Annotated in this window: 17 protein-coding genes; 11 read left to right on the forward strand and 6 right to left on the reverse strand. The window is 69.3% G+C overall.

The window, feature by feature from the left end:
- Positions 1–65: 65 nt before the first annotated feature.
- From ACFVYS_RS23750 to ACFVYS_RS23765, 4 genes are all read right to left on the reverse strand, one after another.
- Positions 66–1,442: a condensation domain-containing protein gene (locus ACFVYS_RS23750; protein ID WP_389504935.1), complete on the reverse strand. Its 1,377-nt coding sequence runs from the start codon at positions 1,440–1,442 to the stop codon at positions 66–68.
- Between the two features lie 23 nt (positions 1,443–1,465).
- Positions 1,466–2,608, reverse strand: a complete 1,143-nt coding sequence (locus tag ACFVYS_RS23755; protein ID WP_389504937.1) for a class I SAM-dependent methyltransferase — start codon at positions 2,606–2,608, stop codon at positions 1,466–1,468.
- The gene (locus ACFVYS_RS23760; RefSeq protein ID WP_389504939.1) at positions 2,605–4,503 is read right to left on the reverse strand and encodes an amino acid adenylation domain-containing protein; all 1,899 of its coding nucleotides are present in this window, start codon (positions 4,501–4,503) and stop codon (positions 2,605–2,607) included. The genes ACFVYS_RS23755 and ACFVYS_RS23760 overlap by 4 nt, the downstream gene beginning before the upstream one ends.
- Before the next feature lie 67 nt (positions 4,504–4,570).
- Positions 4,571–5,755: a nucleotidyltransferase family protein gene (locus ACFVYS_RS23765; protein WP_389504941.1), complete on the reverse strand. Its 1,185-nt coding sequence runs from the start codon at positions 5,753–5,755 to the stop codon at positions 4,571–4,573.
- Between the two features lie 342 nt (positions 5,756–6,097).
- On the opposite strand from ACFVYS_RS23765, the gene larB reads away from it, so the two are divergent.
- Both larB and larC read left to right on the forward strand, forming a co-directional pair.
- Positions 6,098–6,922: a nickel pincer cofactor biosynthesis protein LarB gene (gene larB / locus ACFVYS_RS23770; protein ID WP_389504943.1), complete on the forward strand. Its 825-nt coding sequence runs from the start codon at positions 6,098–6,100 to the stop codon at positions 6,920–6,922.
- Entirely contained in the window at positions 6,919–8,241 is a 1,323-nt protein-coding gene (larC, locus tag ACFVYS_RS23775; protein ID WP_389504945.1) for a nickel pincer cofactor biosynthesis protein LarC, read from the forward strand. The genes larB and larC overlap by 4 nt, the downstream gene beginning before the upstream one ends.
- Here larC and ACFVYS_RS23780 read toward each other — a convergent pair.
- The gene (locus tag ACFVYS_RS23780; protein WP_389504947.1) at positions 8,186–9,052 is read right to left on the reverse strand and encodes a LuxR C-terminal-related transcriptional regulator; all 867 of its coding nucleotides are present in this window, start codon (positions 9,050–9,052) and stop codon (positions 8,186–8,188) included. The two genes, larC and ACFVYS_RS23780, sit on opposite strands and share 56 nt — an antisense overlap.
- Positions 9,053–9,513: 461 nt before the next feature.
- Here ACFVYS_RS23780 and ACFVYS_RS23785 point away from each other — a divergent pair, with 461 nt between their 5' ends.
- Together ACFVYS_RS23785 and ACFVYS_RS23790 are read left to right on the forward strand one after the other, a co-directional pair.
- The gene (locus ACFVYS_RS23785; RefSeq protein ID WP_389504949.1) at positions 9,514–11,499 is read left to right on the forward strand and encodes an ABC transporter ATP-binding protein; all 1,986 of its coding nucleotides are present in this window, start codon (positions 9,514–9,516) and stop codon (positions 11,497–11,499) included.
- Positions 11,496–13,316: an ABC transporter ATP-binding protein gene (locus ACFVYS_RS23790; protein WP_389504951.1), complete on the forward strand. Its 1,821-nt coding sequence runs from the start codon at positions 11,496–11,498 to the stop codon at positions 13,314–13,316. The genes ACFVYS_RS23785 and ACFVYS_RS23790 overlap by 4 nt, the downstream gene beginning before the upstream one ends.
- Before the next feature lie 87 nt (positions 13,317–13,403).
- Here the strand turns inward: ACFVYS_RS23790 and ACFVYS_RS23795 are convergent, their stop codons facing one another.
- Positions 13,404–14,132, reverse strand: a complete 729-nt coding sequence (locus tag ACFVYS_RS23795) for an adenylate kinase family protein (RefSeq protein WP_389504953.1) — start codon at positions 14,130–14,132, stop codon at positions 13,404–13,406.
- A 534-nt stretch (positions 14,133–14,666) separates the two neighbouring features.
- Here ACFVYS_RS23795 and ileS point away from each other — a divergent pair.
- The 7 genes from ileS to ACFVYS_RS23830 all read left to right on the forward strand — a co-directional run bounded on the left by ileS (position 14,667) and on the right by ACFVYS_RS23830 (position 24,635).
- A complete protein-coding gene (gene ileS, locus ACFVYS_RS23800) occupies positions 14,667–17,804 on the forward strand; it encodes an isoleucine--tRNA ligase (protein WP_389504955.1) in 3,138 nt (1,045 codons plus the stop codon).
- Positions 17,805–18,001: 197 nt separating this feature from the next.
- Positions 18,002–19,114, forward strand: a complete 1,113-nt coding sequence (locus tag ACFVYS_RS23805) for a radical SAM protein (protein ID WP_389504957.1) — start codon at positions 18,002–18,004, stop codon at positions 19,112–19,114.
- A gap of 27 nt (positions 19,115–19,141) precedes the next feature.
- A complete protein-coding gene (locus ACFVYS_RS23810; protein ID WP_389504959.1) occupies positions 19,142–20,104 on the forward strand; it encodes a PHP domain-containing protein in 963 nt (320 codons plus the stop codon).
- Between the two features lie 44 nt (positions 20,105–20,148).
- Positions 20,149–21,405, forward strand: a complete 1,257-nt coding sequence (locus ACFVYS_RS23815) for a lactate racemase domain-containing protein (protein ID WP_389504961.1) — start codon at positions 20,149–20,151, stop codon at positions 21,403–21,405.
- Positions 21,406–21,442: 37 nt separating this feature from the next.
- Positions 21,443–22,444 carry an alcohol dehydrogenase catalytic domain-containing protein gene (locus tag ACFVYS_RS23820; RefSeq protein ID WP_389504963.1) on the forward strand — a complete coding sequence of 334 codons (1,002 nt, stop codon included), beginning with the start codon at positions 21,443–21,445 and terminating at the stop codon, positions 22,442–22,444.
- Positions 22,441–23,400: a carbohydrate kinase family protein gene (locus tag ACFVYS_RS23825; RefSeq protein ID WP_389504965.1), complete on the forward strand. Its 960-nt coding sequence runs from the start codon at positions 22,441–22,443 to the stop codon at positions 23,398–23,400. Before ACFVYS_RS23820 ends, ACFVYS_RS23825 begins: the two co-directional genes overlap by 4 nt.
- A gap of 26 nt (positions 23,401–23,426) precedes the next feature.
- Entirely contained in the window at positions 23,427–24,635 is a 1,209-nt protein-coding gene (locus ACFVYS_RS23830) for a ferric iron reductase (RefSeq protein ID WP_389504967.1), read from the forward strand.
- The last annotated feature ends 565 nt before the right edge of the window (positions 24,636–25,200 follow it).

Genomic DNA, 25,200 nt, shown 5'->3' on the forward strand with positions numbered 1-25,200 from the left:
TCCCCTGTTCCCTCGACTAGGTACTGGGCGGCTGCTGTTCGCTCGGGACGGCGTCCCGGATCGGCTCAGGCGCCGGACGACCAGAGCGTCGAGGCCGCTCGCTCGACGATTTCGTGCACGCGGTCCAGCGGGATGCAGGTCTGGTCGAACGACATGCGGACGGAGAGATCGGTCCGGTCGGAGCCAATGTGGAGTCCGAACCGCACGGCGCTGTCCTGCTGGGGCGGCTGTTCGGCGAACACCGGCCGATGGTCTGCTGCCCGGTCCCGGGTGCCGGCTGGTCCTGGGCGCGTTGTGCCGCTGCCGGGATGGGGGAGGGGTTTGTCGTCCGTCGGCAGGTACTGGAAGTTGACGAAGTTCGCGACGGGGCCGAACCAGTCGCTGTTCTCCTGACCGTATCTGCGGCCGATCAGTGCAAGGACGTCGCTCGTCTCGTAACAGGCATACCGGTGGCCGTGCAGCAGAGAAGTCCAGATGTGCCGGGCAGCCCTGTCCAGGCGGGAGTCGCTGCCGCTGACGCCGATGACCCCGTGCTGCGCCAGGGTGCCGACGTAGCCGTGGGACCAGGGCTGGACCCGGTTGGAGAAGGTGACGCCGAGCGTATGGCGATCTGTTTCCGCGCAGGCGGAGAACGCCAGGGAGAAGGCGGCGACGCACACCGCGGACGCGGACAGTCGCAGCCCGCGGGAGATACGCTCCACGTGATCTCCGAGGCCGTGGACGGTCGCCTGTACGACCGGGTATCGCGGTCCCAGGTAGGGGAGGTCACGGCTCGGGAAGAGCGGGTCCGGATGGTCGTCGAGCGTCTTTTCCCAGTAAGCGACGGCTCGCCGGTGCTGTGCCCGCCCGACGTCCGACTGTTCGAACCGGGCGCGGTCCAGCGGTTGGCACACGCCCGGTGTCAGCGGCCGCTCGCGCAACAGTGACTGGAAGTCGCGCTCCAGAACGGCACAGGAGTCAGCGTCCGCCACCATGTGGGACACGGCCATGGTCACCCATTGCGGAACAGCCCCGCAGGTCAGCACTTCGAAACGGACCGGCGGTTCGGCGTCGGGCAGGAATCCGTCCGCACCCGACCAGCGGGCGGCCTCGACGGCGGCGGTCCGGGTCCACAGTGCGCGTGACTCCGTCACCCGGCAGGGGACGACGCCGTCCCCGTCGACGACCTGCCGCGGAGCGTTGTCGCCGGCGAGGAGCCTGGTCCGCAGGGCTGTGTGCCGCTCGACGAGTCCGCCGAGAGCGCTCAGGACGTCCGGGATACCGGTCCCCCCGGGGACCGGCCAGGCCCGGACGAGCACGAAGCGGGCCGGGTTTCCTCGGTTGTCCAGATACGACGCCCAGATCTGCCGTTGCCCCCAGGTGCTCGGCCCGCGTGCGGAGTCCAGGCCGCGGAAGACGATGTCCCGAGCGTCCGTGGTGTGGGCCGTCTCGTGGGTCGTCATGCCGGTTCCGTCTCCCTCGCCGCTCACCGAGCCCACTCCACCGGGGCCGGTCCGTCGCCGCTGTCGTCGAACACGATCGCCAGGTCGCAGGTCTGTCCGCTGCCATCGCGCATCCAGCTCGTCCGCACCTCGGCACCGTGCTCCCGTGCCGCCGCGCACAACGCGCCGAGGGGGTCGGGGAGCGTGGGGCGGTCGTTAACCGCGCGCAGTTCCCCCAGGGGCATGTCATCCGGGGCATCCCTCAGGCGCCGGGCCGCCGCCAGCGGCAGGGCCAGTCGTGGCACGGGTGCATCGAGGAATCCCACCGGTCGCCGGCTCCGCCAGTCGATCCGGCGCTCGGCTCCGGTCTCCCAGGGATGCCAGTCGGTAATCCTTATGGAGGGACGCCCCGGGCCGACGTGGCACACGGCGTCGTAGCGGAAAAGGTTCATCTCCGTGGCATGCGTCCCGCTCTTGAGGCGGATCTCGATGTGCTCGGCGCCCGTGGCGGCCCGCACGAGGTCGACGAGGTCAGCCGGAGCGGCGCTCCATTCCCGGTCCGTACGCAGTCGCCGGAACACGTTGTGGCGCGCTTCCCCGGCCGTCATCTCGTCGTGCCCGCTGCGCCACTCCGCCCAGGCGTGGTGGACGTCCTGCAGCCCGCGGTGGCGTACGTCGCCGAGGAAAAGGACGCCCGAGCCTCTCACAAGCCCATGGGCCCGGCGCAGGACGTCATGGACATACGCGCTGTCAGGGAAGTACTGGAGCACGCTGTTGAGGACGACGCAGTCGTACTCCCACTGCGGCACCCGGTCCAGATGAGTCGCACTGCCCAGCACCAGGCAGACCGCGGTGCCGGCCCGCGGATCCATGCCGAGGGTGAAACGGCGGAGGGCGCCAACGGAGAAGTCCAGGCCGCAGTAGGCGTCCAGGCTCGGCATCAGGCGATGGCCCAGAAGTCCGGTGCCGCAGCCGATGTCCAGCACAGTGTGCGGGCCGTGCTCCGTGATGCCCCGCACGGTGTCGTCGACCCACTCCTCCATCTCGGCTCGTGTGTAGGGCTCTGCCGTGTACGTGTTGGTCCATCCGGTGGTGTCGAAGGCTGCGCCGACGGGCTCCTCATCGATGCGGTAGGTGTGGTCGTACACCTGCCGCCAGAGCGCCTCGCGGCCTGGCCGACCGGTCACCCCGAGCACGGTGCGCCTCCCGCCGCGGCGACCACCGCCGCCGACTTCGCCACCGTGTCGCCGTCCATGAGGACGCGCGGGACGAGCGGATCGTCGTAGGCGAGGCCCAGCCGTTCGGTGAGCAGGAAGGAGATCTCGACGGCGGCGAGGGAGTCACCGCCCAGGTCGTGGAAATTGTCGTGCACACCGACCTCGTCCAGGTCGAGAACCTGTCCCCAGATGTCCGCGATCAGTTCCTCCATCGGCTCCGTCGGCTCCTGGAAGGCGGGGGTGATGTCGGGGCGGGCGCGGCCCGGGGCAGGCAGGCGGTCGGCGTCGATCTTGCCGTGTCGGCCGATCGGCAACGCGTCCAGCAGAACGATGCGTGATGGCAGGGAGCGCGCCGGCAGGCGGTCCGCCAGATAGGCGATGAGCTCGCCGGTGACGTCCGTCATGCGGAACTCGGGGGCCACCACGGCGTAGGCGACGAGCAGTGTCCGCCCGCTGCCCGCGGCATGAGGCCGTACGCAGGCTTCGAGAACGGCGTCATGGCCTCGCAGGACCGCCTCCACCTCCCCGGGTTCCACCCGCTGGCCGCGGATCTTCACCTGGTCATCGATGCGGCCGTGGAATTCGATCTGCCCGTCCGCCGTGTAGCTGCCCAGGTCTCCGGTGCGGAAGGAGCCCCACCCGGCCGGGGCGCCAGGCAGCACCGGCACGAAGCGCGTGGCATCCTCCTCGGTCGCCCCGCGGTAGCCGACCGCCACACCGATGCCCTGGATGTGGATCTCACCACGCTCGCCTACCGGGCAGACGAGCCCGTTCGGGTCCAGGACGTACAGACGGGTGTTGGTGATGGGTCTGCCTATCGGGACCGTCGGGCGTTCCTCGGCGTCGGCTCTGAAGTGTGTGACGTCGATCGCCGCCTCGGTTGGGCCGTAGAGGTTGTGCAGCTCGGCGTCCGTCTGCCGCCTGAACTCGCTGACGAGCGCTGCGTCGAGCGCCTCTCCGCTGGAGAACACCCGCCGCAGCGTGGGGCATCGACGGCCGCCGGACACGCGCAGCCACATCCGGAGCATGGACGGCACGAAGTGGGCGACGGTCACGCCGTGCCGGTTGAAGATCTCTATCAAGGCCTCGGGCGAGGTGTGGGCACCGGGTGGGACGACGACTGTCCGCGCTCCCGCGTACTGCGGCCAGAACAGCTCCCAGCCGCTGACATCGAACGTGCTCGGCGTCTTGAGGGCCACGCGGTCATCGGCCGAGAGCGGAAAGCAGCGTTGCATCCACTCGATCCTGTTGGTGAAACCGCGGTGTGTACACATCACGCCCTTGGGACGGCCTGTCGAGCCGGAGGTGAAGATGATCTGCGACAGGGCGTCCGCCGCCAGGGGGGCCGGCGCGAAGTCGGCCGGTCCGGGACCCTGTGCAGCCGTGTCCGGCGGGTCAATACGAAAGACGGTGTCGAACGGCTCGCCATCGTCCGGGGTGTCGCCGGCTATCACGGCGACGGTTTGGGCGGTTTCCACCACGGTGCGCTGCCAGGCGACGGGGTCTGCGGGGCCGAGCGGACAGTACGCGGATCCGGTCAGGGCGACGGCGTGCACAGCCTGGATCAGGTCTGCGGAGCGGTCGAGGGCTACCCCGAAGACGGGGTTCCGGGGCGGCGCCGAGCGCAGACCGTAGGTCTCCGTCAGCGCGTGGGCCAGGGCGAAGACACGCTTGCCGAGATCGTCGTACGTCCACTGCCGATCGCCGTCCGTCACCGCGATCTGCCCGCCGCCGCTGCGGTACCGGTCCCACAGTCCGCGGACGATCTTGTCGGCCGCGACGGGGCGCTCCCGGCCTTGGAGTTCCTCGATGACCTGCCGATCCGCGGCCGAGCAGCGGATCCACGGGTCCCTGGGCACTGGCATGTGCACTGCCTCCCTGTGCGTGGTCATGACGGCACGGGCAAGCCGCCGCCGACAGAATTCCGCCGCGTTACCACACGCGGACGGAGACGGGCTGGTCGGCACCGGTCGGCTGCCGGGGGTCGCCAAGCGTGAATTCGATGCCGATGTCGAGCAGCGTCGGCAGACAGTCGCCGACGTTCATGAGCGGTGTGATGGCCGTACGGATCTCCTCCGGGTCGCCCGGGTGCCCGATCGTGCTGCCGCGCAGCTGGTCGAATGCGCGCAGCACGTAGTAGAGGGACGGGGCGAGATAGGGGTAGCGCTGGGCCGTATGGCGGACGTGTCCGGCGTCGAAGGCGTCGTACCGCTGAAGCAACCGCAGGTGGCACAGCGCCTTGATGCTGGTGTCGTTGAGCAGCATGGCGTCCACGTAGAGCCGGTGCGGCAGCAGCCAGGACAGCACGCGCGGGCTGAGCGTCGCGACCGGAACGCCATCGATGTCGACGCGCTGCGTGTCATTCAGCCACACTTCCTCCGCGGGCTTCACGCGCGTGCCGATATCGTCGGCGATGTGGTTGAGCGTGTAGTGCAGGTCGACCGACAACTTCAGGCAGAACTGGCCGCCGGAGAAACAGAACAGAGTCGGAAAGCACTGCATAATGCGGCCGCTTTGTGCGGCCAGCTCCGGTATCGGGATCAGCCGTTCCAGAGGAGCACACTGACCGAAGGAATAGACCGACTGCTCCACCGCCTCGACCACTTGACTGGGCATCTGGCGCGCCTTGCCGTTCCGGATGCGAAGGTCGGGTACGTACCCCAGCTCCCGCATGCGCGCCACAGCTCGGTCGAGATCCCGACGTGCGACCAGAATGTCGATGTCACTGCCGAATGACGGCGCATCAGTGTTGGCCAATGCGGCGTCCATGGCTACACCCTTGAAGGCGATCAGCGGCACGCCGGCCGCCTCGAAAGCCTTCGCCAGGCAGGCCAGTTCGTGGCGGTGGGCGTCCCGGATAACCACACTGACTTCACGGAACAGCCAGAACAAGCCGTCCTCGGCAGCCACTACCTCCGACTTCCGGTGTGCAGCCACGGCGGCGTGCACCATGCCGCGACGCCGGAGATAGGCGAAGACGTCTTCTGCCCCAAGTTGGTCTACGAGGCGCCCGAATACGACTTCATCTTCCCCCTCTGCCATGTCTGGAAAGGGGCGCAATATCGACCTGATGAGATCTATTCGGTCCGAAATGCTCAGCTTGATCAGCGTTCCCACAGAGTGCTCCGGACGCAAATTCGGCCCCACCCGGTGTCTTCATCACTGCCACCGTTCCAGATTCCGAAAACACTGACCGACATGGCTCTGACCCCTTTGGCTTGCGCTACCGATAAAGCTTCCTGGGAAACCTTTCGAATCCCTGAGGTGTTCCGACGATAGGACGCCGTTCACGAGCATGTACAGCGCCAGGGGCGTCATCAAACTGCATGGCAGCAAGTGGGCAATCGAATGGATGAAACGGAAAGAAAGGGGCATCCTGCCCGCTTGGGGAATAGACAGTCGAAGACTGTGACTCCTAGGCTTTCAGCACCAGACCGGAAACCATGAGAGCGAGGGAAAATGGACCGAGCCGACGTCCGCAACCTGCTCGTCCGCGTCGCCCGGGGTGCAGAGTCCGTCGATGCGGCCCTGTCACGCCTGGCCGCCGGCCCGCTCACCGCCGGCTCGACAACGACTGCGGACCGGGCTGATGGTTTCGTCGACCTGGGGTTCGCCCGGGTCGACACACACCGCGGGCTGCGCACGGGTGATCCCGAGGTCGTGTATGGGGCCGGCAAGACCCCGCGGGAACTCGTCCCGATCGTCGAGGCGATACGCGCCGCATCCGGTACCCGGCCTGTGCTCGTCACTCGCCTGTCGCACGACGGAGCTGCCGAACTGCGCGCGGCGATTCCCGGGATCACCGTGGACGAGCCGTCACGCTGCGCGCTCCTCGGAGACCCACCCGAACCGAGAGGCCGCGTCGCAGTCCTCAGTGCCGGCACCTCCGACGGCCCCGTGGCGGCGGAGGCGGCTTTCGTGGCCCGCGCGATGGGAGTGCGGGCCGTCCGGTACGACGACGTGGGCGTGGCCGGACTCCACCGTCTGCTCGCCATCTCTCCCGAACTCGAGGGCTACGACTGCCTGGTGGTGGTGGCCGGCATGGAGGGAGCCCTGCCCAGCGTCGTCGGCGGCCTCACGGGGGTGCCCCTGGTGGCGGTGCCGACCAGCGTCGGCTACGGCGCCTCGTTCCAGGGGCTGACTGCGCTCCTGGCGATGCTCAACTCCTGTGCTCCCGGAGTCGTCGTCTGCAACATCGACAACGGTTTCGGCGCCGGGCTGTTCGCGGCGCGCCTGGCTCGGCGTTCGACGCCGCGGACCCCAGCACCGGGAGCCGTACGGTGACCACCGCCTGGTTCCACTGCGCCGCGGGACTGAGCGGCGACATGCTGCTGGGGGCACTGATCGACGCCGGTGCCGACATGGAGGCGATGCAGCACGCGATCGACATGGTCGTACCAGGCAGGGTACGGCTGCGCACCGAGCGCACCGTCCGGCGCACCATCAGCGCGCTCAAGGCACACGTGGACGTCACGGACGAGGCACACCATCGCACTTGGCCGACGGTCAAAGCGCTGATCACCGGTGCCGACCTGCCTGAGCAGGTGCGCGCCCACGCGCTGGAGGCCTTCGCCCGGCTGGCCCGGGCCGAGGGCCGGGTCCACGGCATCCCGGCCGAGGACGTGCATTTCCACGAGGTGGGCGCCCTGGACGCCATCGCCGACATCGTCGGCAGCGCGACGGCACTGCACTCCCTCGGCGTGGATCGGATCGTGAGCTCGCCCCTGACGCTGGGCTCCGGAGAGGTCGACACCGCCCACGGACTGCTCCCGGTGCCCGTGCCGGCAGTCCTCCAACTTCTCGCGGAGGAAGGCGCGCCCGCCCACTCCGGCGGCGAGGAGCACGAGATGTGCACGCCCACCGGCACGGCCTTCCTTCTGTCGGTCGTCTCCGCCTGGGGCGGTATGCCCCCTCTGCACGTCGTCGGCACGGGCACCGGAGCGGGCGGCCGGGACCTGCCGGACCTCCCCAATGTCCTGCGTGTGGTGCTGGGCACACCGATCGCCCCGTGGAGCGCTCCGCAGCACCGTGAGGAGGCGGGCGACATGCAGGCGCGTCCGGCTCTCGTCGTCGAGTGCAACGTGGACGACATGGACCCGCGGGTATGGCCCCATGTGTTGTCCCGGCTGCTGGATGCCGGTGCCGCCGACGCCTGGCTCACTCCGATACTCATGAAGAAGGGACGGCCCGCGCACAGCCTGGCGGTGCTGTGCCGGCCGGACCGGGTGGGCGCCGTCAGGGAAGCGATCCTGTTGGAGACGGCGACCATCGGCATGCGTGTCCACCCGGTCGAGAAGTGGGAGGCGGCGCGGGAGTTCGTCACGGTGTTCGTGGAGCGGGAGCCCATCCGAGTGAAGGTCGCGCGCCTGCGCGGGCGCGTGGTGAACGTGCAGCCTGAGCACGACGAGGTCGCCACGGCCGCCCAGGCCCTGGGCATCCCGGTGAAGAGTGCCCATGCCCGAGCACTGGCGGCGGCACAGGCGCTGTGGGACGAGCGCGAACCGGCGCCGCCGGTCTCGCAGATCTGGCCGCCCTACGAATCCGCCGTCACGAATCCATCCGCGCCAGGACGTAGCCGGCCTGGAACCGACTCTCCGCATTGAGATGAAGCATGATTTCGGCGATGTGTCTGCGGCAGGTCCGAACCGAGATACCCAGTCGGCGGGCGATAAAGTCGTCCTTGTGCCCGGCAGCCAGCAACTGGGCGATCGCCTGCTTCACCTGGTCGAGGCTCGCACTGTCGTCCAGAGCCTCACCGAACGGCGTGGCTGTCTTCCACAATTGCTCGAACACCCGCAACAGAAAGTCCACGACCGACGGCTCCCGGCTCAGCACCGCGCCGGTGGCCGAGCGTTCGAGAGGGATGACCGCCGTCTCCCGGTCGAAGATCAGTAGACGACTCGGCAGTTCCCGGGTGGTCCGGACGAGCGCGCCCGCCTTCTCCATCGCCCTCACATATCGCTGGGTGGGAGGGCTGAAACGGGCGGTGTCCTCGTACAGGATCCGCATGGCGATCCCGCGTTCGAGCATGGCCGAGTCGCGGGGAAACGCCTCCTCCAGGACGGCTGCGGGCCGCCCACCGCCCGGCTGGATCGTCAGCACTTCCCGCGTGCATTTCTGTGCGATGTCCGTGAGGACGGACAACACGGAACCGGTGTCGTCGAGGACGTCGATGGCCTCCTTCGACCGCCGCCGACGCCGATGCTCGTGGTACAGCGGCAGCAGGGACATCAGATCCGACCGCACCCGCTCGATGGTGGTCTGGCGTTGACGGATTTCGGCCTCGATCGGCGTGACCAGCTGCGCGGCGGCGGCCTCGGGACTCACCGGGACGAACAAATTGGTCTCATCCGCGACGGGCCGAATGAGATGCAGCGCTTGGAGTGCGTCGATGGATCGCTCGACCTTGTCCACGGAAAGCCCCAGCACGGACCGGAGAGAGTCCCGCGTGAATTGTCCTCGCTCAAGGGCAAAACGATATACAAGGGAACTCGCGTGATCCACTTTGGGTACGGCCTGAAATCCTCGCAATTCGGCAGTCACGCTACCCCCCTTGCGCTTCCTTCAGTCGCGTGTGAACATCTGACGCAATCCGACTTCACGCGGGGTAACGCGACCGATGAAAATCTCGGAAACCCTAGCCCACCGCCCAGAGTCTCCCCACTCGCCCGCACCCCACCGCGCCGGTAACCGCGCACCAATGGTCCTCCCCCGTTTTTGTCGAGAATTTCGGCGGCGTCGCAGTGAACATCTTGAAACGATTCATGATTTGCCCCGAAACCGCCCGAACCAGAACCTACCCGAGAGTGACAGACGCTTGAATCAACGTCAACCTCGATAGCCTCAAGTCGAGAAGTTTCGAAAATGGAGCGAAAATGGCAAAACTCGATTTACCCGACCCAAGGCGACGGCGAGGGGGGCTCCGGCCCGCCGCACTGCGTGCGCTCGTCGCCGAGCGGGTACGCCTGCTGCGCCTTCTGCCGCTCGCCGGGCGCAGATCGACGGCGGCGCTGCTGGCCGTCATGGCGACCATGGTGCTCACCGGTCCAGCCGTGGCCGTGCTGACGGGGGAGCTCCTGGACGAGGTGACGCGTGCAGGTACGAGCGGGGAGTCAGCCTGGGTGATCGCCGGTCTCAGCGGCACCCTGCTGCTCCAGCAACTGGTCCGGCCGCTAAGCGAGTTACTCATGACTCAGGCGACCCGGCAGATCGATGGCGCACTGCGCGCCCGGGTGCGCCTGACGGCGCTGGCCCCCGCGACCATCTCCCATCTGGACGAAGCGGAGTTCCAGAACGACGCCGCACGAGCGAGTGAGATCGGCGAGGGATGGTGGGTGCGCTCGGCCGGCACCGCCGCGTACAGCAGCATGCTGCTGGCCGGCCGTGTGCTGTCCGCGGCAGCCTCCGCGCTGGTCCTGGCCCGCTGGTTCCCCTGGCTCGCGGCCTTCCTGCTGCTCGCGTCACTGCTCAACCGCTCCCTGCAACGCCGCCAGTGGACCCATCTGGTCGCAGTCGGCGACCAGCTCACCGAGGGGCAACGCAGGGTCGACTACTTCGACGAGTTGGCCGCAGGACCCGCGGCGGCCAAGGAGATCCGACTGTTCGGCCTCGCCGACTGGGTGGTGAACCGGCGCAGTGCCGAGCACTGGGAGCTGCGCGCGCCGTACTGGGCGCTGCGTCGCAGCCTGCTGCGCCACCAGGGGCTGACGGTCGCGCTCTCCGTGTCATGCGGTGCGTCGGCACTCCTGGTGCCAGGGTGGGAAGCGGCACAAGGGACGATCGGCGTCGGCGCGCTGGGCGTCTGCCTCACCTCGGCCATGGGCGTCGTCCAGATCACGCTGATGGGGTACGAGACCTTCGACATCGAGTACGGCAAGGGCGCGGTGCAGGCCGTGGACCGGCTTGTCGCGCAGTACGGGGAGGACGACCGGCTTGTCGCGCAGTACGGAGCCGCCGAGGACGACCGGCCTGCCCCGGCCCGTCCCTCCGTTCCTGTAGCGCCCGGACAGCCGGCCCGGAGGGCCCCGGCCGTCCGCTTCGAGCACGTGGAGTTCAGCTACCCAGGCACCGACCAGCCGGTCCTGCGCAATCTCGACCTCACGATCGAGCCGGGCGAGGTGCTGGCGGTCGTCGGGGTCAATGGAGCGGGGAAAACCACGCTGACCAAGCTCCTGGCCGGGCTCTACCCGCCCACCCGCGGGCGGATCACCGTCGACGGGCGGAGCCTGGGCGGCGTGCCGATAGCCGCCTGGCGTCGTCGGCTGAGCGTGGTCTACCAGGACTTCGTCCGTTACCCAGCCACGGTCCGCGACAACATCTCCTGGGGCGCTCCCGAACACATTCCCGAACCTGACGAGGACAGTGAGCTGCTGGAGGTGGCCCGCCGCAGCGGCACGGACCCGCTGCTGCGCGGGCTCCCCCGAGGGCTGGACACCCAGTTGTGGCGGACCGGTAGTGGTGGTCAGGACCTGTCCGGCGGGCAGTGGCAGAAACTGGCCATCGCACGAGTGCTCCACGCCACCGGCCATGGCCGTGACCTGATCGTCCTGGACGAGCCCACGGCCAACCTCGATGTCAGGGCCGAGATCGAGTTCTTCGAGAAGGTGGTGGCCGGGGCTCGCTCCGACGGGGTCTCCGTCGTCCTGATCTCCCACCGGCTGTCCACACTTCGGCAGGCTGACCGCATCGTCGTCCTGGACGACGGCGCCGTCACCGAGTCCGGCAACCACGATCAGCTCCTGGCGGCGGGCGGCACCTACGCCCGGCTCTGGCGCCTTCAGGCGTCCCGCTTCACCGACCACGAGCCCCCGTTCGTGAAACCGACCGCCGGGGGCTCCGGCATCGAGGAGGCCGTCCGATGAGGAAGCCCGGACCCCGCGATCTCACCCGCTCGTCCCGGCTCGCCACGCTGGGCCGCATGCTGCGGCTGTCATACCTCGCCGCTCCCCTGGTCACCGTCGTCAACGTCGCCCTGATCGCCCTGCTCGCCGGTGGCGTCGCTGTCACCGCGCTCAGCCAGCGCCTGATCGTGGAATCGGCGGGCGACCACGCGCTCCCCGCCGTATTCGTCGCGGCCGGGCTGGGTGTCGTAGCCCACGGGGCGAGCTTCATCCTTCAGCACATCCAGGCAGAGGTCCGACAGGACCTCACGGTGCGCACTGCCCGACAACTCGATCACGAGATCCTCGGCCTGACCGCCCGCATCCCCACGCTCGACCACCTGGAGCGCCCCGACTTCCTGGACCGCGTCACCAATCTGCGGCGCGGTACGCAGGCCCTGGCCGCCTCCGCCTGGCGCGTGGCCCAGGCTGCGGCGGCGCTGGTCAGCCTCGGTCTCAGCGCCTGGCTGCTGGCCACCATCCACCCTGGGCTCCCCCTGCTCGCCCTGTGCGCGACGCCCCTGCTGCTCCTGACCAGCCGTGGGCGCCGGCACTTCCGGTCGGTTCGCGACAACTGCGCCGAGGACGAGCGCCTGGAGCGGGAGTTGCATGACCTGTGCCTGCGGCCGGACGCGGCGAAAGAGATCCGGATCGCCGGAAGTGGCCCGGTTCTGTCCGCGCGGGCCACGGAGTTGTGGGAGCGCACCACCGTCCAGCTGAACCGCGCCCGCCTGCAGGCTGTGGCCTGGGAGACGCTGGGCTGGATCCTGTTCGCCGCCTCGCTGGGCGGCGCGCTGGCCCTCACGGTGCATCTGTACTCCACGGGTCTGGCCGCTGTGGGGGACCTCGTCATGCTGGTCACCCTCGGCAGCGCGCTCAGCCGCCAGATCGAGGGGGCGCTGTTCGCCTTGGGCGTCGTCGCGGAGGCTGGACACGTCACCCGCCACTACGTGTGGCTCAAGGAGTACGCCGCGAAACAGCCCCAGGGCACGGTGCCGGCGCCTGCGCGCCTTGCCAAGGGGATCAGCCTGCGCGGCGTCGGCTTCAGCTACCCCGGCACCGACACCCCCGTTCTGTCGGGCATCGACGTCGACCTCGCCGCCGGTTCCGTCGTGGCCCTGGTCGGTGTGAACGGGGCGGGCAAGACCACCCTGGTCAAACTGCTGACCGGCATGTACCGACCGGACACCGGTACAGTCACGGTCGACGGCATGCCCGTCGCCGACCTGGACCAGCACACCTGGTCCGCCCGCTGCACCGGCACGTTCCAGGATTTCGCCAGGCTCCAGCTCGTGCTGCGGGAGAGCGTCGGTGTCGGCGAGCTGTCCCGCAGCCACGTGCCAGGGGCCGTGGAGGAGGCCATGCGGCGGGCGGGCGCCGAGGCAGTCGTCCGTGCCCTTCCCGAGGGATACGACACCCAGCTCGGCACGGTCTTCGGCGGCGCCGAGCTGTCGCACGGCCAATGGCAGAAACTGGCCTTGGCCAGGGGCCTGCTGCGCCGAGATCCCCTTCTGCTGGTCCTGGACGAGCCGACCTCCGCACTGGACCCGCAGGCCGAGCACGACCTCTTCGACCGTTTCACCGCCCAGGCCCGCGACGCCGCCGCACGCCTGGGCGCCATCACGGTCCTGGTCTCCCACCGGTTCTCCACGGTCCACATGGCCGACCACATCGTCGTACTGGACGACGGCCGCGTGGTCGAACAGGGCGGGCACGCGGAGCTGCTGGCCGCAAACGGCCCGTACGCCCAGCTCTTCACCGCTCAGGCGGCAGCATACGGAGCGACCGGCCCTCGCTGAGCAGCCCTTGGCCGGGCCCGCCACTCAGGCACGGTCAAGGGCCGGCGCGTCACCTGCCTGTCACGACCGCTTGGTCGTCGCGTTCACTCACCCCGCGACGTCGGCCGTCTCGTCGGCCTCCACACGCGCCCGCGTCGGCATCGCGTCGATCAGCGTCTGTGCCACGGTTTCGGTGGTTCCGGCGCCTTCGACTCGCACGACAAGGTCGCGGGGCGCGTAGTAGGCGAGGAGTTCTCGCACGCTCTCGCGGTGGTGCCGCAGCCTCTCCCCGAAGACGTCGGGCGCGTCGTCCCGGCGCAGCACCACGGGTCCCCCGCACCGCGGGCAGGAGGCATCCGGCACGGGGATCCCGTCCTCCACGAAGGTGTCACACCGCTGGCAGACCCGGCGTTGTCCGACCCGCGCCGTGGCGACCTCGTCCGGTACGTCCATATAGACGAAGCGGTCCAGTCCGAGGCCGAACCGTTCCAGCACACCGTCCAAGACCTGCGCCTGGTCGGCGTTGCGTGGAAAACCTTCCAGCACGACACCGGCGGCACCAGGCAATTCCATCTCGAGGAATACGCTCAGCCCTTCCCCTACGAACTCGTCGGGCAGCCACCGGGCCTGCGCCGCGTATTCCTTCGCGCGCACGCCAAGGTCCGTTCCCGCCGCAGCCTGCTGTCCGAAGAAAACTCGGACGGCGAAGTGCACGAGTCCCGGTCGCGCCGCGAAAACCGCACGCATCGCGGTGCTCTTTCCCGCAGCCGGCGGACCGACCAAAGCGACGACCGGTACAGCCGGGCAAACAGCACGATTCGACTCGACATTCGTCAAGGTATTCCCCTCACATGGAAGTCCTCACGATGGTTTCGCGCTCGTCTCCCTCTCGGAGTCTCCCCCTGGCTGGCATCGAGACGATGGGGACTCACACAAGTGGGAGACGGAATGGGCAGAAGAGGCGCCCGCGACCGCTGGAGCGCAGAAGTCTGCTCGCCACGCAGTCTACCCATTGCCGTCGCTGTCAACTCCCGCCCCTTTGACGGAAAATCGCCGCTCCCACGACGCTCTCTTCGTACACTGGGCGGAGCGAGAAGCGTGGATGGGGACGAGTAGCGGCGTACGCAGCCCAGAGCGACCCGGGGACGGTGGAAGCCCGGGGGCGAGCCCGACGCGAAGATCACCCCGGAGCCGCCGGAAGAAACCCCGCGAGGGGCGTTAGACCCGGCATCGCGACCCAATGAGGGGGCTCACCCGTGTGGAAGGCGCATCGGGGAGCCAAGGAGGGTGGTACCGCGGGAGGACGCATGGAGCGGCTCTCGTCCCTCCGGACGGAAAGCGCATTCAGTATCCGCCGGAGGAAGCCCCCTGATGACAACGCCGACGTACCGCCAGGTGCCCGCCCAGGTCGACCTGCCCGCCCTCGAGCACGCGGTGCTCGACTTCTGGCGCGAGCAGAAGATCTTCGCCAAGAGCCTGGAGCAGTCCGAGGGCCGCCCCGAGTGGGTGTTCTACGAGGGCCCGCCCACCGCCAACGGCATGCCGGGCGCCCACCACATCGAGGCCCGCGTCTTCAAGGACGTCTTCCCCCGCTTCCGCACCATGCGCGGCTACCACGTGGCCCGCAAGGCCGGCTGGGACTGCCACGGCCTCCCGGTGGAGCTGGCGGTCGAGAAGGAGCTCGGCTTCTCCGGCAAGCAGGACATCGAGGCGTACGGCATCGCCGCCTTCAACGACAAGTGCCGCGAGTCCGTGACCCGCCACACCGACGCCTTCGAGGCGCTCACGACCCGCATGGGCTACTGGACCGACCTCCAGGACCCGTACCGCACGATGGACCCGGAGTACATCGAGTCGGTCTGGTGGTCGCTGAAGGAGATCTTCAACAAGGGCCTGCTGGTCCAGGACCACCGCGTCGCCCCCTGGTGCCCGCGCTGCGGCACGGGCCTGTCCGACCACGAGCTGGCGCAGGGCTACGAGACGGTCGTGGACCCGTCCGTGTACGTCCGTTTCCCGCTCACCTCCGGTCCGCTCGCCGGCGAGGCCGCGCTCCTGGTCTGGACGACGACCCCCTGGACCCTGGTGTCCAACACGGCGGTCGCCGCGCACCCGGAGGTCACCTACGTCGTCGCGACCGACGGCGAGGAGAAGCTCGTCGTCGCCGAGCCACTGCTCGCCAAGGCGCTCGGCGAGGGCTGGGAGCTGACCGGCCAGTCCTTCACCGGCGCCGAGATGGAGCGCTGGACCTATCAACGTCCGTTCGAGCTCGTGCAGTTCCCGGAGCCGGCCCATTACGTGGTCAACGCCGAATACGTGACGACCGAGGACGGTACGGGCCTGGTCCACCAGTCCCCCGCCTTCGGTGAGGACGACCTCAAGGTCTGCCGCGCCTACGGCCTGCCGGTGGTGAACCCGGTCCGCCCCGACGGCACCTTCGAGGAGGACGTCCCCCTGGTCGGCGGCGTCTTCTTCAAGAAGGCGGACGAAAAGCTCACCGAGGACCTCCAGCAGCGCGGCCTCCTCTTCCGGTACATCCCGTACGAGCACAGCTACCCGCACTGCTGGCGCTGCCACACCGCGCTCCTCTACTACGCCCAGCCCTCCTGGTACATCCGCACCACCGCCGCCAAGGACCGCCTCCTCCAGGAGAACGAGAACACCAACTGGTTCCCGGAGACGGTGAAGCACGGCCGCTTCGGCGACTGGCTCCAGAACAACATCGACTGGGCCCTGTCCCGCAACCGCTACTGGGGCACCCCGCTGCCGATCTGGCGCTGCGAGGACGACCACCTCACCGTCGTCGGCTCCCGCGCGGAGCTCACCGAGCTGACCGGCACCGACCACTCCGAACTGGACCCGCACCGCCCGTTCATCGACGACGTCACCTTCGCCTGCCCCCAGTGCGCCAAGACCGCAGTCCGAGTCCCCGAGGTCATCGACTGCTGGTACGACGCCGGCTCAATGCCGTTCGCGCAGTGGGGCTACCCGTACAAGAACAAGGAACTGTTCGAGTCCCGCTACCCGGCCCAGTTCATCAGCGAGGCCATCGACCAGACGCGCGGCTGGTTCTACACGCTGATGGCCATCGGCACCCTGGTCTTCGACAAATCGCCGTACGAGAACGTCGTCTGCCTCGGCCACATCCTCGCCGAGGACGGCCAGAAGATGTCCAAGCACCTGGGCAACATCCTGCAGCCGATCCCGCTGATGGACCGGCACGGCGCGGACGCGGTGCGCTGGTTCATGGCGGCCGGCGGCTCCCCCTGGGCGGCCCGCCGCGTCGGCCACGGCACGATCCAGGAGGTGGTGAGGAAGACCCTCCTCACCTACTGGAACACGGTCGCCTTCCAGGCCTTGTACGCCCGCACGTCCGGCTGGGCGCCCAGCGAGGCGGACCCGGCCCCGGCCGACCGCCCGGTCCTGGACCGCTGGCTGCTGTCCGAACTGCACGCGCTCACCGACCAGGTGACCCAGTCCCTGGAGGCGTACGACACCCAGCGCGCCGGCAAGCTCCTGTCGGCGTTCGTCGACGACCTGTCCAACTGGTACGTACGCCGGTCCCGGCGCCGCTTCTGGCAGGGCGACAAGGCCGCGCTGCGCACCCTGCACGAGGTCGTCGAGACGGTCACCCAGCTGATGGCCCCGCTGACCCCGTTCATCACCGAGCGGGTCTGGCAGGACCTGGTCGTGCCGGTCACCCCGGGCGCCCCCGAATCGGTGCACCTGGCCTCCTGGCCGGAGGCGGACCTCTCCGCCATCGACCCGGACCTGTCGCAGCAGATTGTCCTGGTGCGCCGGCTCGTCGAGCTGGGCCGTGCCACGCGCGCGGAGTCGGGCGTGAAGACCCGTCAGCCGCTGTCCCGGGCGCTCATCGCCGCGACCGGCTTCGACGCCCTCGACCGCGAACTGCACGCGCAGATCACGGCCGAGCTGAACGTGAGCGCGCTCGCCTCCCTCAGCGAGGTCGGCGGCAGCCTGGTCGACACCACGGCCAAGGCCAACTTCCGCGCCCTGGGCAAGCGGTTCGGCAAGCGCGTCCAGGACGTGGCCAAGGCCGTCGCGAACGCCGACGCGGCCGCGCTGTCCCTCGCCCTGCGCGAGGGCACGGCCGCCGTGGAGGTCGACGGCGAGACGATCACACTCGCTCCCGACGAGGTGATCATCACGGAGACCCCGCGCGAGGGCTGGTCGGTGGCGTCCGACTCCGGTGCCACGGTGGCCCTGGACCTGGAGATCACGGAGGAACTCCGCCGAGCGGGCCTCGCCCGTGACGCGATCCGCCTGATCCAGGAGGCCCGCAAGAACAGCGGCCTCGACGTCGCCGACCGCATCGCGCTGCGCTGGACCTCCACAGACCCGGCCGTGATCGCGGCCCTCTCCGAGCACACGCCCCTGATCGCCGACGAGGTCCTCGCCACGGACTTCGCCCAGGGCGAGGCCGACGACACCTACGGCACCCCGTTCACCGACGAGGGCCTGGCCCTGACGTTCCGCCTGCGCAAGGCGTAACACTCCCCGGGTCGGGGGTGTTTCCGACACCCCCGACCCGTTGCGCGGCAGGGGATGCCACCCGGTCGCCGCATTTTCCTCTTCCTGCAATGCATTTTCCTGACACCCATGACGCTGGACTGCAGTCACATCTCCTTGCCAGGCTGATCACACGGCTTAAGACCGAAACCCGTGTGTCGTCTCGCCAAGGAGACCCCGTGACCGTTTCCCAGGGAATAACATCAGCAGAACGACCGGCCATCGCGGATCATGCCCGTTACGTGGTGCGGCGTATCGGTCCCGCCATGGAGGAATACAACGGTCGCCTCTACCAGAACTGCAGTGTTCTCCATTTCGATGGAGCTGAGTACCTGTTCAGTCACCGGGCCATCTTCACACTGGTGACCACGGCATCGTGCAACGCCGCCTGCAAGTTCTGCTCGAACGAGATCACTTTCACCCCCAACGGCCCCTACCTGGAGCCGACTCCCCACCTGGAGCGGGTTGTTGATTTCGCCGAGCTGGCAGGCGTGACCAAGGTCGCCTTCACCGGCGGCGAACCGACGGCCAACCCCGGCAAGCTTGCGTCGCTCGTCGCCGCCGTGGCGCCGCGTTTCCAACGTGCCAGGCTGCACACCAACGGATTTGGCCTGGCCAAGACGGTGGAAACGGCCCATGGCAGCAGTGAGCTGCTCCCCGCACTGATCGCCTCCGGACTGACCGGAGCCAGCCTCAGCATCGCCCACCACGAGACCGCGACGAACCGGCGACTGATGCGGATCAAGGGCCGCTGGGGCGGCATGAGCGAGGATGATGTGCGCTGGGTGGCGAGCCACGCCTCGGGCCGGTTCACACCACGGCTCAGTTGCGTTCTCAGCACGGAAGGCGTGCACCGGCTCAGCGATATCCTCGAATACATCGAGTGGGGCGTCTCAAACGGGATCAAGAGGTTCATATTCCGCTCGTGTTCACAGATTCCCGAACCCTTCCAGAAGGAAACTGAATACTCGGACTTCAATGAGTCCGAGTACATTCCGATCGAGCCGCTCGTTCAGCAGATGAGAAAACTGGACGGCGTCGAGGAAACATACGCCCAGCACAAATCAGACTCGCATGTCCATGTTTTCCGCATGGGTGACGACATAACCGTGGACATCGACGAGTCAAGCGAAGAAGAGGACCCGGATCCCAAGATCCGGCGCCTCAACGTCATGCCCGACGGGGTGGCCTACACGAGCTGGATCGACCCGCGCTCCCACCTGTTCACGGACGACGCCGAGCGGGTGCGCGCCACGATCCGCCGGGAACTCCCGCTGCTCGCCACACAGTGACCCGCGATCCCCGGAGCAGGAGGAAGCGTGCTCTCGCCCACCGTAGATGACCGGCCCGCGGCACCTGTCGACCTGCACACTCACACCACGGCCAGCGACGGACGCCTGGATCCGGAGGACTTGATCGTCGCCGCGGCTGCGGGCGGGGTTCGGGTCCTGGTCATCACCGACCACTCCGCGGTCACCTGGTCGCAAGCGCTCGTGGACCTGGCCGCGGCACAGGGTGTGGCGCTGCCCTTCCCCGGTATGGAGCTGAGCACGGTGGACGAGGGCGGGCGCTATCACGTGCTCGTCTACGGCCCCGGTTGCCTGGACCCGGACTTCGCCGCGTACGCGGAACGGCCCAACGAGGTGAAGAACGAGCGCATCGGACGCGCCCTCGACCTGCTGCGCGAGGAGCACCGGGGAGTGCCCGAACTGTCCGAGGTGCTGTGTGGCAGACTGCCGGACGGCTCGGCTCGCCATCCGCACAAACGTCTGCTCTCCCGGACCGATACCTGCGCGGTATTGGCACCGTTCTTGAACCGCGATGTCGAGGTCGCACGTGTCCTGCTCGGTGCGGCGCTGCGGGAAGTGGATCGGCGCGATCCTTGGCTGAGGGCCCCCGAGCACACCTATCTGCCCACGAAGGAGACTATCGAGCGGGCGGTCGACGCCGGTTGCCTGCCGGTCCTGGCCCATCCCCTGTGGCGGTTGTCCCACCAGGACGACGATCGTTCCCGTGTCGAGCGGGACATGGGGACGTTCCGTGGGCTCGGGCTGCGCGCCGCCGAGGTCGCCTCGTACCACCATCCCCGGCCGGGTGTCGACCGCCGGTTGCTCGAGCTGCTGGCCGATCTCGGTCTGGAGCGTTCGGGCGGCTCGGACTTCCACGGCAACGGAAAGAGCCGGCTCGGGCGGTACGGACTGACCTTCGCCGAGTTCGACAGACTCTCCGGACTCGTGCCGGGCGCGGGCATCCCGCAGGCTGACACCGGGGCGCGGCCATGATGATGCGGTCTCCGGTCCAGGAGCCATGTCCCGCGCCGTGCCCCGTGGCGCTTCCCTTCGGTGCGGGCGCCCAGACGGTGGTGCTGCCGTCGTCCGCCGAAGTGGTCGGTCCCACCGATTCCCTGGGACGCTGCTCCGAGGGGCACTCGGCGGCCGGTTCCGTCCGGGAGACACAGCGGGCCGTCGAGACGGGGCTGGCCGACCTCGACCGTGCGGGTCGCCTGGCCCGCGCCCGACGTATCGCGGTCTGCGTGACCGACGGGACGCGTCCGACGCCCGTGGAGCTGATGCTGCCGGTGCTGTTGCGGGCCCTGGTACTCGCATGCCCCGGCTCGGCAGACATCACCTGTGTGATGGCCACCGGCCTGCACCGGCCGATCGGCCTGGAACGCCTGATGGCCGGGGTGGCGGAGGCCGGGCTGACCGGACGGGTCACCGTGGTCGCACACGACGCGCACGCCGACGACCTGGTGGAGGTCGGCACCACGAACAACGGCACACCGGTGTTGATCAACCGCGTCGTGGCGGGTGCGGATGTCGTGTTGTGCGTGGGGGTGATCACCGCCCATGCCGAGGCCGGCTACTCGGGGGGTGCGAAGTGTGTCGTGCCGGGCGTGGCGGGTGCCAAGACCATCGCGGCTCTGCACGATCACGCCCGGCACCCCCTCGAGTTGCGGGGTCAGTTGCGCGACAACCCTTTCCGCGCCTTCTTGGAGGAGGCGGCCGGTCTGCTCGGTTGCGTGCAGGTGCTCAATGCCGTGTTACACCCGTGCGGGCAGGTGGCCAGGGCGGAGTTGGGTCCGCCGGTGGCGGCACACCGGCGCGCCTGCGCCTGGTTCGCACAGCGCTACGGAGTCACCAGGCCCGCGCGGCCCGACGTTCTGGTGCTGGGCGCGGGCGGTGCCCCGTCCGACAGCTCGCTCTATCTGGCGGAGGGCAAGGCCTGGCGCACGGGGCTCGACCTGCTCGGGCCCGACACCACCGTCGTCCTCGTCGCCGCGTGCGGACACGGCGTCGGAGGAGGCGACTTCGCGGCGGCGCTGACAGGCGCGGACTGTTCGGAGCACGCCGAACGCAAGGCGCGTTTCCTGCGCTCCCTCGTCAGCGGTGCGCGCGCCGCGTACCTGGTCCACGCGGGCCTCCCGGGCGAGGTGGTGTCCGCGCTGGGGGTCACGGATGACACCGGCAGTGCCCAGCAGGCTCTGGACACGGCCCTCGGCACCTCACACGGCGACCGTGTCGTCGTACTCGCCAATCCCAACTTCGTCGTCTGGACGGCTGCGGCCGACCGGACGTTCTGACCGCCGACGGGTCGTCGGCACAAAGGAGAACGCAGACATGCTGAGTGTGGTCATTCCGGCATCAGGCCGTGGCTGGACCCTGGAGGAGCGCGACATGCCTGCGCCGGGCGCGGGGGACGTGCTCGTCCGGGTGCTCGCCAGTGGCGTGTGCACCATGGACGTTCGGCAGGCTCGTGGCGAGATGGGCTATCCGCTGCTCGTGCCGGGACACGAGTTCGTCGGCGAGGTGGTGTCCCTCGGGGAGGGTGTGCACGGCCTGGCTACGGGCGACCGGGTCGGCGTGACCTGGCACCAGCGGTGGTGCCGGGTGTGTGAGCACTGCGTGCGTGGTCGGCTGGAGCTGTGCAAGGACGCCGACGAGACCGGCATCCACGTCGACGGCGGCCACGCCGAGTACGCGGTGGTGGACGCCGACAGTGCTGTCCGGATCCCGCCGGGCCTGTCGGACGAGTCGGCCGCCGTTCTGCTGTGCAGCGGTTATACGGCCTACTCCGCGCTGGTGGACACGGCCGTCGGCCCAGGCACATCGGTGGCCGTCATCGGCGTCGGCGGCATCGGTCATCTGGCCCTCCAGTACGCCTGTGCCATGGGGGCCGCGCGGGTTGTCGCCGTGACAGGGTCGGCCGCCAAGGCGGATCTGGCGAGGGAACTGGGCGCGGACGAGGTGATAGTGAGCGACGGCGGGGACTTCGCGCCCGCTCTCAAGGAACTCGGGCAGGTCGACGCAGCCGTGCTGACCAGCGAGGCGAAGGGCGCTCTCGCCTCCGCAGTGGAGGGACTCGCCCCCTATGGCCGACTGTCGGTGCTGCCGGCGACCGTGGAGCCGGTCCCGATGGTCCTCCAGCGTCTGCTGCACTTCAAACTGACGGTGCGCGGCTCATCGCAGGGGCCCCGCAACCGGCTGACGGAGACACTGCGGCTGCACGAACGGCACGGGCTCACGGCTCTGGTGGACAGTCATCCGCTGGACAAGGCAACCGACGTGCTGGACCGGGTGGCCCGGCGCGAGGCGCACCTGCGCGCCGTGCTGGTGCCGTGAGGATCGCTGCCTACGGGGAGCTGTCCCTGCATGTGAGCGTCGCACCGCCGAACGGCCTGCAGGACGGCGCCCGGGAGTTCCGGCTGCGGGGCGTGGACATGGAGGTCGGCGGGAGTCCGCACTACGTCGCGGCGCAGGCGGTCGCGGAGGGCGACAGCGCCCTGTTGGTGGGTACGGTCGGGCCCGACCCGGCCGGCGCCTGGATACGAGCGGGCCTCGCCCGGTGGCAGTCGCCCGCCGTCTCCGTGCATCTGGTGGAAACCGGCACCCGCAGTGCCCGGCTCGTTCTGGAGCCGAGCGCCGACGGGAACGACGTCGACATCACGGCCGACCCGGCGGACGGCAGTATCGACACGCTGGCCTACCGGGTGCCGGCGGTCGGTGACGCCGAATACGCGCATCTGTCTTGCTTTCCCGGGAGCGATCGGCTGCGCGAGGCGCTCGCCGCCACCGGCACACCGTTGATCGCGGACTTCGGGTTCCTGCCCTGGCGGCGGGACCCGCAGGCGCTGGCGCGAGCGGTCCGGTCCCGGCTGACCGGGGTTGCGGTGGCCGTGTTCAACGGGCTCGGAGCGGAAGAGGAGACGACACGCGTGGCCCGGCAAGCGGTGGCGGCGGGGGTGCGCGTGGCCCTGGTGACATTCGGCGCGGCCGGAGCACTGGTGTGCGATGCGCGGGGGATCCACCGCCAGTCGGCCCCACCCGTGCCCGTAGTCAACCCGGTGGGCGCCGGCGACACGCTCGCCACGGCGTTCGTGCATGCCTGGCACCGCGGTGCGGCACCGGACGACGCTCTGGAGTACGGGCAGTCGGCGGCGGCCCGGCATGTGAGCGGACGTCCAGCGACGATCGGAGCGGGAGCACGTACTCCCGGCGCGACAGGAGCGGGAGCGAGTCCCGTTGGAGCGAGCCGGACGGTGACGAGCCCTGCGGCACGGACAAGGAGTGCGGGATGAGAGCGGAGCAGCTCATGAGGGATCCGGTGAGATCCCTTCTCCACCTGGAGCGCTGGTGCAACGACGGCTCCCCCAGCGGTCTGTCCTTCGGCGCGCACCAGGTCTCCCCCGCGTACCGTCCGCGCACAGACACGGTGGACTTCCCGGCGGACGGTCTGGTCCTGCCATGGGGCGAGGTCGAAGTCTGCGCCGCCGCGCCCTCTTCCGCACTGGCGCGGGAGATCGTGCGTTCCGACGGGGTCGTGTTCATGGTGCACCCGGACAACCCGGTGCTCCGTGACGGGACGCCAGGTACCGCTCGGCGGGTGGCGCCGACAGCGTCGGCAAGGACGGTGGCGGTCCTGGACGCCGGGCCGGTGCACTATGCGAAGCTGCACTATCCGGGGTTGCTCGGACGCGTGCCACGGGAGATGGACGCCAAGCGGGTGCGGGCCAGCGTCCGGATGTCGGCGGCACTCGACGACGCGACGGAGCTGCTGCCAGACGGCTGCGCGTACCTGCCGGAGTCCATCGGAGTGGTCGCCCGGCTGGACGGCGCCGAACAAGGCGTCGTCTACCGGGAGTTCGTACCGCGCTCGCGCTCCGGTGGAACCGGTGGCGGCATGCAGCCGCAGATACCGATGTTCTCGCTCTTCTCCACGGATCTGCGGGCTCCCGAGGATCCCCCGCTACTGGTGGATCTGCTGCGCGGGCAGGGCGACGGAGCGAGGCCAGGCGAGGCGTTCATCGCTCTGCTCGACCTGCTGCTGGATTCGTACACCGCCCTCGTCCTCGGAGTGGGGCTGGTGCCGGAGGACCACGCCCAGAACGTGTTGATCGAGCTGGACCCATCCGGCGTTCCGCACCGTGTGGTCCGGCGCGATCTGCTCGACTGGTACGCCGACATGGAGATCCGTCGGCTGCGCAAGCTGCCGACGGACTTCGCGCGGGTACTGGACACCGAGGGTGATCCGGAACGGGCGTACGGCGGCCGCAGCTACGCGTTCGACTTCCGGCTCGGCGAGTACGTGCTGGATCCCCTCATCGCCTGCGCCGCCGAGCATCTCGGCGTCGATGCCGCGGGCACCCGTGCCTGGGTCAGAGAGCGCGTGCACGCGCTGGCAGCCACCTACAACGTCGATCTCCACGACTACTTCCGGCCGTTCGAGCTCACCAGTCGCTATGAGCGCGGGCTACGCATCTGGCGGGACGGCCGACCCCTCTTCCACCCGGGCCCCGCGCCCGTGTACCGATAGGGGGATCCGGGATGCCAGGTCTGACGCAGGGCAGGGGCGGAGCGTGCCGTCCATGAGGATCGCCGTCTGGACCATGCGACACGGCGGGCGGGAGCACTCGGCCATCGCCCGCACCATGGCCGGCTGGGGTGCGGATCTCGTCGCGGTTCCCGAATACCGCACTGGGGGCGAGCACGGCGGTCTCAGCGCCGCGCTGCGTCGGCACGGAATGGCGTGGACTGCGGACTCCGCTCCGGAGCCCGGCCGCAACGGTGTCCTCGTAGCGGCCGGGCTGCCCGGCCGATGCGAGATGACGACGTCGGCGGCGCTGCGCGGACGGGTGATCCGCGTCAGCTGGCGGGGCATGCCCCTGCTGATGGTCAGCGCGCCCTCGCCCAAGGGTGGTCGGCAGCGGCAGGAGCGGTTCGCCGAGGCGCTCTGGCGCATGGTGGAAGGGTGCCCCGGGGTCTGGCTGGCGGGCGATCTGAAGAGCGGCGGCGCCGAGGACGTCACGCCGATGGGCGTCCTGCTCGGACGGTTGTCGGGGGCGGGCTACCAGCGCCTCGGGCCCGCAGCAGGCCGTGCC

The sequence above is a fragment of the Streptomyces sp. NPDC058295 genome, assembly GCF_042880655.1.
GTDB lineage: Bacteria > Actinomycetota > Actinomycetes > Streptomycetales > Streptomycetaceae > Streptomyces > Streptomyces coriariae.